Annotated in this window: 7 protein-coding genes; 2 read left to right on the top strand and 5 right to left on the bottom strand. The window is 64.7% G+C overall.

What is annotated here, in order from left to right; all coding sequences use genetic code 11:
• Positions 1–239: 239 nt before the first annotated feature.
• Positions 240–1,178 carry a lipase family protein gene (locus tag QZV72_RS12495; protein ID WP_297008911.1) on the bottom strand — a complete coding sequence of 313 codons (939 nt, stop codon included), beginning with the start codon at positions 1,176–1,178 and terminating at the stop codon, positions 240–242.
• Between the two features lie 718 nt (positions 1,179–1,896).
• On the opposite strand from QZV72_RS12495, the gene QZV72_RS12490 reads away from it, so the two are divergent.
• Complete coding sequence (locus QZV72_RS12490; RefSeq protein ID WP_297008910.1) at positions 1,897–2,847, top strand: neutral zinc metallopeptidase; 951 nt, start codon at positions 1,897–1,899, stop codon at positions 2,845–2,847.
• On the opposite strand, the gene betT is transcribed toward QZV72_RS12490, so the two are convergent.
• The 3 genes from betT to QZV72_RS12475 all read right to left on the bottom strand — a co-directional run bounded on the left by betT (position 2,789) and on the right by QZV72_RS12475 (position 7,206).
• On the bottom strand, positions 2,789–5,050 hold the full coding sequence (gene betT, locus QZV72_RS12485; RefSeq protein WP_297008912.1) for a choline BCCT transporter BetT: 2,262 nt from the start codon (positions 5,048–5,050) through the stop codon (positions 2,789–2,791). The genes QZV72_RS12490 and betT overlap by 59 nt on opposite strands.
• 166 nt (positions 5,051–5,216) lie before the next feature.
• The gene (gene hisS, locus QZV72_RS12480; protein ID WP_297008909.1) at positions 5,217–6,503 is read right to left on the bottom strand and encodes a histidine--tRNA ligase; all 1,287 of its coding nucleotides are present in this window, start codon (positions 6,501–6,503) and stop codon (positions 5,217–5,219) included.
• A gap of 49 nt (positions 6,504–6,552) precedes the next feature.
• Entirely contained in the window at positions 6,553–7,206 is a 654-nt protein-coding gene (locus tag QZV72_RS12475) for an MBL fold metallo-hydrolase (RefSeq protein WP_297008908.1), read from the bottom strand.
• Positions 7,207–7,330: 124 nt separating this feature from the next.
• On the opposite strand from QZV72_RS12475, the gene QZV72_RS12470 reads away from it, so the two are divergent.
• Complete coding sequence (locus tag QZV72_RS12470; RefSeq protein WP_297008907.1) at positions 7,331–8,188, top strand: peptidylprolyl isomerase; 858 nt, start codon at positions 7,331–7,333, stop codon at positions 8,186–8,188.
• Positions 8,189–8,285: 97 nt separating this feature from the next.
• Here the strand turns inward: QZV72_RS12470 and QZV72_RS12465 are convergent.
• Positions 8,286–8,765: ACT domain-containing protein (locus QZV72_RS12465; RefSeq protein ID WP_367119105.1), on the bottom strand; the 480-nt coding region annotated here is incomplete at its 5' end.

Genomic DNA, 8,765 nt, shown 5'->3' with positions numbered 1-8,765 from the left:
GGGAAACTCCGGCTGCTCTCGGACCTGTATCACTGCCCCATGGATCCATTCAGAGGGCTACGCGGAGGAATTAACACAGCACCAAACTGAAAAACTGATTGAGCCTGGAGACAGCATGAAAATGGGGCGCACCCCTGCCACCGCCCACGAGCCAGAGAAAAAGCAGGGGTAACACTCTGATGGCGATCCGTCCTCATTACACGATAGACGGTGCTACACTTTCCGCTGTGTGACGCGTATTAGATGGAACGCGCTTTCATCGTCTGATCATACACCGTGAAGTATTCGGAATTTATGAGTTCTGGATCTCGGTTCCTGAAGGCGGATTGAAGCTCACCGTCTTGGCCGAGCTGCGCAGTGAGCCAAGCGGTCATCAGCGTGTAGTACCGATTCTGGTAGTTCACCGGGCTGATCGTCACCGGACCCAGGTGGTTGGCCCCGCGAACTCCGACTATTGTCTGGTTCTTGTTCTCCGCGAGTCCATGCATGAGCGCGTGGGAGGCAGCTCCGAGTCCAAAGGGGTCCGATTCCCCGTACATGATCAACACGGGAAGCTCGTCTGGTACGAGCGGCTCAGCTGCATAGTAGTTGGCCGGTAGGCCCATGTTGACCATGGCACCGAGCTTAAAGCCAGGAATCTGCAGACCAAGCTGCGGCACAATACCACCCTGTGTCGCACCAGCCCATAGAGATGCTCCAGCACCTGCCGAATAGCCGACCAGTGCGCTACGGGAGAAGTCAGCTTTCTGTGCCAAGAGGCTTGGCCTGCCCTGATTTATTTCAAGCCCGATAGCACTCAGGTGTGCCTCTGGAGTAGCGAAAGTCAGATTGGCGGCACCGTAACCGATACGAACTACGAAGCCACGTGAGGCGAGCTGTTTGGCGTAGGTCTCGCCAAAGAAACGGCCGTCACCACCCACGCCTGCAGTGATGAGAACGAAGGGGAACTTCTCTCCGGGATTCGCAGTCTCAGGAATATAGTCTCGGTGACCGAACTGAAGAACCGGAATCCCGCCGGGCCCGAAGGGTGGCGGTGCCCACTCACCGTACTCTGACACCCGGTACGGACCGCCGTCGGAGTAGTCCCCGAAGCTGGCAGCGTGAGCCGTTCCAGGAATGACCAGGAGAGAGACCAGCGCGACGCTTGCGACCCGCCGTAAGATCGTGAATGAAGACATATCTATATGTTTACCTATTCGACAGCTCCGCGCAACCTCCTACAGGCATCCGGGTCCCCCCGGGGTAGTCAGAGTCCGCATTGCGGCAGAGTCCACATTGTCCTGTCGGTGTCCTGTCGGTGTTGGATTTGTTTGTTACAGAACTCGTGGGTGGAATGACGAAGGCGATGGACCTTGCCCTCCCCTGCCTTCCGGCTGTGCATGCCCGCTTCGTTGTCGAACCCAGGGGTCTGCGAACCTTCAACGAGCAGGTTCCCGTGCTCGTCGGTTTTCCATGCGGCGACGTCACCGAATCTCAGTCACCGACCACATTGCGGCTCCGGCCCGGCGGTGATGTCGTATCCCCGGTTGCGCTGCTCCCAGGGCTTTCCTGCGGTCGGGCACCCTGCTGCCCTGCGCGACGTACCACTCGTCCTGCAGGTCCTTGACGAGCTCCGGCATATCCTCGTCTACGGAGGACTCCCGTGCGGTGCCCGCGCAGTGATCGTGGTAGCCGGGCCTCTCACATCGGCCGCATGCAGACCAACGCCCGCGATCCCGCAGCCGGGGGGTCAGCGACATCGTTGCCGCTGCCAACTGCCCGATGGCTTCCACCGCACCGTCGACGACGTGGGAGGCTCGGTGGCGTCGCTTGCGGGGTCGCCGAGGTTCAGTGCCCCGGAAATGCGGCCCATCAGGGTTGATGACCTGCGAGGAAGCGGCCGGGTAGGGTGATCACATGACCTTCAACTCGAACCTGGACGGTATGGGCGGCCGGGCCTCCTCCGGAGGCAGCTCCGGCGGATCCGGCGGCTTCGGATTCGGCGGCGGCAACCGGGGAGGTGGTGGCAACGGGCTGGGCATGATCATGGCCCTGGTCGGATCGCGGTTCGGTATCCCCGGCATCATCGTCGTCGCCGTCATCGGGTTTTTCATGGCCGGTGGAACCGGCATGTTCGGCGCGGGATCATCTTCCGACAACATGGTCGGCAGGGGTGACGTCAGCACAGACAGCTCCCTCGACCACTGCAGGACCTGGGAAGACGCCAACACCTACGATGACTGCCGCATCGAGGGCACCGCCATCTCCCTCGACTCCGTCTGGTCGGAGATCCTCCCCGCCGAGGCCGGGATCGCGTACACCGAACCCGACGTACGGATCGGCGACGGCACGGTGAACACCGGTTGTGGGCAGGCCTCCACCGCCAGGACGGGCCCCTTCTACTGCCCCGGTGACCGCACCGTCTACATCGGTGACGACTTCTTCGCACAGCTCAAGGACATGGGCGGATCCGACGGTTCCTTCGCGCAGATGTACGTCGTGGCCCACGAATTCGGCCACCACATCCAGAACCTCCAGGGCACCATCGGTTTGTCCGACTACAACCAGGCCGGTGAAAACTCGAACGCGGTGAAGATGGAGTTACAGGCCGACTGCTACGCCGGGGTGTGGGCCCACCACGCTGACAACGGAGACAACGCCATGCTCGATCCCCTCACCGACGACCAGGTCGCCCAGGCCATCCGGTCCGCGCAAGCCATCGGGGATGACGCCATCCAGCGTTCCTCCGGCTCGGCGGTCAACCCGGACGCCTGGACGCACGGGTCTTCCGTGCAGCGGCAGCAGTGGTTCACCCGCGGCTATCAGGGCGGCACCGTGAACGCCTGCCACCAGGATTTCGCCCGATAGACGTGGTGGCCTGCGGGGTCGCCGGCGAGATCTCGTCATCGGCGTCACCCGTCCGGACCGTGTCCCGCGCCTTCGGTTGGATGGCGTTCGGAGTCGGGCTGCCCGACTCGCCGACGGTTTCCTCGTCCTCGTCCCAGAACTCCGGCACCGGGGTGTGGGCCTCACCTGTGCGGGTACCCTTGTCACCGGTCAACTCCATGTAAGCCATGTGGGCGTCGTAGAAATCCAGGACATCAGCGATGACCTGCTCCTTGGTGTAACCGAGGATGTCGTGGCCGCGGGATCCGGTCGCCGAGAAGATCTCCAGAGAGTAGTAGACGTCGTCGTCGACGTTGAGGTTCACCGCGAAATTCGGCACCTGACAGGCCACCGGGTAGGCCTCGTACTTGAACTCGTCCTGGCCCGGGAAGTCCACCACCAGATCCACGTAGCTGATCGGGTAGTCCTGGTGGGTCCCCCGGTGGCAGGTCACGTCCAGCCCCAGGCGCCTGAGCTCCTCGGCGACCTCCTCGATCGCGGGGGCCGCGACCTCCTCGATGTATTTCTCCGTCTGCTCCGCACTCGGGAAGCTCATCCGGCGGCGCAACCGCCGGCGCCAGGAGAGCTTCGGAGACCCGATGGTGGCTGACCGGTCCAGCAAGGCACCGGCCCGGGAACGTTCACGGGACTCCAGCGAGTGCCGCTCGGCGGTGAGCACCCGCCACACGCTGTACATCAGCAGGTACATCACCACGGCGAACGGCAGCCCGATGAGCACCGTCGCCGACTGCAGCGTGTACACACCGCCGATGAGCAGCATCACCAGGGTCAGTGCGCCGGTGATCACCGCCCAGACAATGCGCAGCCACGGCGGACCGTCCGAATCCTCCACCGACGGCTTGGAGGTCATGTTCGCCATCACCAGTGAACCGGAGTCGGCCGAGGTGACGTAGAACAGGAGTCCGGTGACCACCGCCAGCGCAACGGCGAAGGTCGCTCCAGGGTAGTGCTGCAGCAGCATGAAGAACCCGGATTCCGGTGTGTCCGCGGCGGCGTTGAGGAACTCCTCGTCACCGTCGCGGAAGAAGCCCAGCGCCGCGTTGCCGAAGACGGAGATCCACATCGCGATGAAGACGAAGGGGATGACAAGTACACCGAGCACGAACTGGCGGACCGTACGGCCGCGTGAGATACGGGCGAGGAACAGACCCACGAACGGCGCCCAGGCGATCCACCAGGCCCAGAAGAACAGCGTCCAGTCCGACATCCAGTCCTGCGCCGGGTACTCCTCCGACCCCTGCGAGTAGGCGAAGGTGTTGAACATCATCGAGGGGAACCGGGAGATGAAGTCGCCGATGTTCTGCACCAGAGCGTTCATCAGGTCGGCGGTCCTGCCCATCACCAGGATCCACAGCATCAGAAGAACCGCAAGCCACACGTTGAGCTCGGACAACCGTCGGATACCCTTGTCCACCCCGGATACCGTGGACAGGATCGTGATGAACACCGACAGACAGATCAACCCGATCTGCACGCCCGTGTTCGTCGGGAGACCGAAGAGCTCCGACAGACCGTAGTTGATGAAGACCACGCCGATGCCCAGAGAGACGGCGATGCCGAAGGCGGTGCCGATGGCCGCGGCGCTCTCCACCACGTGACCGGGGGCACCGTGGATGCGGCGTCCGAAGACCGGTGCCAGGGCGGAACGGACGCTCAGCGGCATGTGGTAGCGGTAGGCGAACAGGCCGAAGGCCAGCCCCATCAGGGCGTACATCGCCCAGCCGGGGATACCGTAGTGGAACATCGTCCACAGCGGGGCCATTCGGGCAGCCTCGTCGGACAGGCCCGACCCCTCCGGCGGGGTGAGGTAGTTCGTCGCCGGGCCCGAGATGCCGAAGAACATGAGGTCCACACCGATGCCGGCGGCGAACAGCATCGCGCCCCAGGTGAACAGTCCGAACTTCGGTTGGGAATGGTCCGGGCCGATCTTCGTACCACCGGTGCGCCTCAGGGCGATGAGTAGGACGAAGACCACGACCACCCCGGCGGTGAGCACGTAGAACCAGCCGAGGTTGGTGGCGATCCAGTCCTTGACGTTGTTGATGACCGTGTCCGCCGAGTCCGGGGCGAGCCACGCCCAGAGCACGAAGGCCACGATCAGTCCTGCGGCGGTGCCGAAGACCGGCCAGTTGACCGGCGAATCGATGCGGCTCCCCCTGCCCACCCCGGATCCTGTTTGCGCGGGTTCCTCGTTGTCGGTCGATGTTTCGGTGGGTGCCAACGGGCACGACCTCTCAGTTGGATGCCAGAAGAATCTGTACCTCGCCAACCGTAGCCGATCCCCGCGGCTCCATCCGATGCGGGCTGCCGGTGCCTCCCGACGGACGCCGCTACGCGAGCGCCCGCTGCACCGTCCCCACCACATCCTGCAGCGCGACCTCGTGTTGATCGCGCGAGGAGAGGTCACGCAGCACCACAGTGCCGTCGGCGAGCTCCTGCTCCCCGAGGACCAGCGCGAACCGGGCGCCGGCCCGGTCCGCCCCCTTCATCGCGCCCTTCAGGCCACGGTCGCCGTAGGACATGTCGGCAGACACACCGGCACGGCGCAGACGGTCGACGATCACCGCGAGCTTCTTCTTGGCGTCCACGCCCATCGGAACACCGTAGACATCGACGCGCCGACCGGTCGTCGGGGACACCCCCTCTGCCGCCAGGGCCAGCACGGTACGGTCCACGCCGAGACCGAAGCCGATACCCGACAGGTCCTGGCCGCCGAGCTGGGCCATGAGCCCGTCATAGCGTCCGCCGCCACCGATACCCGACTGTGCGCCGAGTCCGTCGTGGACGAACTCGAAGCAGGTCTTGGTGTAGTAGTCAAGGCCCCGGACCAGGCGCGGGTTGAGGACGTACTCGACACCCATGTCATCGAGCAGGCCCGTGACCGTCTCGAAGTGCTCCCGGGCGTCCGTCGAGAGATGGTCCGGCATCAGCGGGGCGTCCGCGAGCATCTCCCGGACCTCGGGACGTTTGTCGTCGAGGACGCGCAGCGGGTTGATTTGCGCACGCCTGCGGGTCTCCTCGTCCAGTGGGAGGGTAAACAGGAAGTCCTGCAGCTTCTGCCGGTAGGCCGGACGACAGGTGTCGTCGCCGAGGCTGGTCAGCTCCAGGCGGTACCCGGTGAGCCCCAGTGCGCGGAAGCACCGGTCGGCCAGGCCGACAACCTCGGCGTCCAGGGCGGGGTCGTCGACGCCGATGGCCTCCACGCCGACCTGCTGGAGCTGGCGGTACCGGCCGGCCTGCGGACGCTCATAGCGGAAGAACGGACCCGAGTAAGTCAGCTTCACCGGCAGCTGACCCCGGTCGAGGTTGTGCTCGATGACCGCGCGCATCACGCCGGCAGTGCCCTCCGGACGCAGGGTGACGGAGCGTCCGCCACGGTCCTCGAAGGTGTACATCTCCTTGGAGACGACGTCGGTGGACTCGCCGACGCCGCGGGCGAACAGGGCGGTCTCCTCGAAGACCGGAAGCTCGATGTGACCGTAGCCGGAGTTGTGGATCACCGTCTCGAAGGTGCTGCGCACCGCATGGAAGTCGGCGGATGCCGGCGGCACGTAGTCGGGCACGCCCTTGGGGGCGGAAAACGGCTGGATCTTCGCACTCTTCTCGGTGTCACTCACGGTCACCAACTATAGCGGCGCCTCCGGTGGTCTCCCCCACCCGCCGCCGTCAGACGAGACTCTGGAGGAATCCGTTGGTGCGTCGTTCCTCCCCGACCGTCGTGTACGGGCCGTGCCCGGGGTAAACGGTGTCCGTGTCCCCGAAGACCTCCGGGATCCTGCGGAGACTCGCGAGCATCGCGTGCGGGTCCGACAGCGGCAGGTCGGTGCGTCCGATCCCGCCGCGGAAAAGGACGTCGCCGCCGAGCACCGTGCCGTCGGCGCCCCGGAACATCACACAGCCCGGTGAGTGCCCCGGCATGTGCACGGCCGTGAACTCCACCCCCGCCAGGGTCAGGACATCCCCCTCCGCCACCGGCTCCGGCGTGGCCGGAACGTCCATGTGGGCGGTGTCGTGCATGTCGCCGAGCGGACCCATGGCATCCAGCATCTCCCGGGTGATCCACGGCAGGTCCGCGTGGTGCATGTACGTCGGGACGCTGTACTCCTGCTGCAGCTCCGGTAGATCCCGCACATGGTCGATGTGACCGTGGGTGAGCACGATCTGCTCGACGGTGAGGCCGGACTCCGCGACTATCGCGCTCACCAGCGCCGCCGCCCCCATTCCCGGGTCGACAATGGTCGCCCGGGCACCGTCATGGATGACCAGGCAGTTCGTGTCCAGCGGTCCGGTGGGCAGCACCACTGTCGTCAGTTCACTCATGCCGACCGACTGTACCGTGGCCCACGCTGCCACCGACTGCGCCGCCGTCACAGCCTGGTGTGGAACAATGGTCTTTTGTCCTTACCCCCCAGAGATCATCCCTGCGAAAGAGAGGCCCGGAGCGTTGTCCGACAACTCCGCCCGCCGCGACGCGGCACTGAAGAACCTCGACAAGGAGCTGAAGTCCCGCTCCCGGCGGGAGAAGATGCGTCCACTGGGGGTCGTCCTGGCCACCGTGGTGGTCCTTGTCGTCATCGTCGGCGGCATCTGGTTCGCCGTCACCCGCGACAACAGCGCCGACGAGAACATCGCCGAAGACACGAGCACCCCGGACGTCACCCCGGTCGCCATGGCGGACGCCCCGCTTGATGCCTACCCAGATACCGTGACCTGTGACTACCCCACTTCCGGGGATGCTGCGAAGGAGGCAGACGCGCCGCAGACCGACGGTGTCGCAACTTCCGGCACCGTGAACGTCACCTTCTCGACCAACAAGGGTGACATCGCGATGACGCTCGACCGGTCGAAGTCCCCCTGCACGGTCAACGCCATCGAGGATCTGATCGCCCAGGGCTACTACGACGACACCATCTGTCACCGTGTCGTCGTCTCCGACTCCATGACGATCCTGCAGTGCGGTGATCCCACGGGCAACGGTTCCGGTGGCCCGGGATTCTCCTTCGCCGACGAGTACCCCAAGAACGCGTACCCTTCGGCTGACCAGCAGAGTCCTGTCACCTACCCGCGCGGTACCCTCGCCATGGCGAACTCCGGTGCCGACACCAACGGATCGCAGATGTTCCTCGTCGACCAGGACACCACCCTTCCTCCCGCATACAACGTCTTCGGCATGATCACCGAAGACGGTCTGAAGACGCTCGACGGCATCATTGACGAGAACAAGGACGCCAACCAGGAGAACGGCGGTGACGGTACACCGGTCAGCGAGGTCCGCATCACCTCCGCCACGGTCGACGCCTGATCCCGATCCACACAGAAATCCCCACTTTCTGAGAAACGCGTCCGCCCCGGTCTGCGTGCCTCAGCAGGTGGGGATTTCTCGTCGGGCGGCCCTCTCCCTATCCCCCGGTCGTCACCCGGTAGACGTCGAAGACCCCCTCGACGTTGCGCAGCTGGTTCATCAGGTAGCCGAGCTGCTTGATGTCGGAGACCTCGAAGGTGAAACGGCACACCGCCACCCTGTCCTCGGACACATGCGTGCTCGTCGCCGTGATCGGGACCTTCTGTTCACTGACGACCCGGGTCACCTCGGACAACAGGCCGGTCCGGTCGAGACCCTCGATCTGCAGGGTCACCATGAACACCGCGTTGGAGACGTTGGACGCCCATTCGACGTCGATGAGCCGCTCCGGCTCCGCGTGCAGCTTCTCCGCATTCGTGCAGTCGGTGCGGTGCACCGACACCCCACCCCCCTTGGTGATGAAGCCGAAGATCTCGTCGCCGGGCACCGGGGTACAGCACTTCGCCAACTTCGCCGAAAAATCCGCGTTACCCTGCACCAGGATCCCGGATCCGTCGCCGCGACCGGACTTCACCGC

This window comes from uncultured Corynebacterium sp. (assembly GCF_902782855.1).
Lineage (GTDB): Bacteria > Actinomycetota > Actinomycetes > Mycobacteriales > Mycobacteriaceae > Corynebacterium.
This window is presented reverse-complemented; position numbering and strand designations above follow the sequence as displayed.